Origin of the sequence: Streptomyces sp. E11-3 (assembly GCF_046540415.1) — a bacterium.
Taxonomy (GTDB): domain Bacteria; phylum Actinomycetota; class Actinomycetes; order Streptomycetales; family Streptomycetaceae; genus Streptomyces.
The window spans coordinates 1-803 of sequence record NZ_JAZGRL010000220.1; the positions used below are offsets into that span (position 1 = coordinate 1).

General features: G+C 72.9%; 1 pseudogene. It reads right to left on the reverse strand.

Annotation, left to right across the window (positions count from 1 at the left end):
• Nucleotides 1-100: 100 nt before the first annotated feature.
• Nucleotides 101-803: pseudogene (locus tag U9R90_RS36525) on the reverse strand (lytic transglycosylase); the annotation flags it as partial.

Below are 803 nucleotides of genomic sequence, written 5' to 3' on the forward strand. Positions count from 1 at the left end.
GGCGAGGGTGCGTGCCGGGCGTCGGGGCGCAGGCGGGGGTTCAAAGACAGGCTCTAGTCCTGGCAGCGGGGGCGGTGTCGGGTGCGGGGTGCCGGTGCGGTCAGCCGACCGTGAGCTCGATGGTCAGGGTGCCGCCGCCGATGGCGTTGAGGCGCAGGAGATAGGTGCCTTCGGTCTCGTCCGCGAACATCTGCGGGAGGGTGAGGACACCGTTCTCGTCGGTCTTCAGGCCCCGCAGCGTACGGACGGGGTTGTCGTCGGCGTCCTTGAAGTACGGGCCGGCGTCGTTCTCGTCGGGCTCCTCCAGGGACTTGATCATCGTGGCGGTGACCGTGACGCCCGCGGCGGCCTTGCCGTCCAGCGTCGCCTGTACCTCGACGGCGTCGGCGAACTCGCCGCCCGGCGCGCAGGTCAGCTCCTCTTCGCCGGTCCTGGTGAGGGTGTCGGCCTGGCGGGCGGTGACGGTCGCGGCGTAGTCCAGGCCGCTGAGCGTACGGCCGACGACGGTGGCCCGGACCGTGAACTCGCCGGTCTGCGCTCCTGCCGTCAGCACCGGCGCCGTGGCCAGGCCGTCGGCGTCGGTGGTGACCGTGGCGCTGGTGGCGCCTTCGGCGAAGGTGGTGTCCGTGTCGCCGACGATCGCGAACTTCACCTGGACCTTGGCCACGCCCTTGCCGTCGGCGTCGCGCGCCTGCACGGCGGGCCGCGCGGTGAACTCGGTGCCCTCGGTGGCGGTGAGCGTGCCGGTGTCGGCGTCCACGATGCGGTCCACCCGGTCGGCGGGCTGGGTCGGGGTCGGCGAC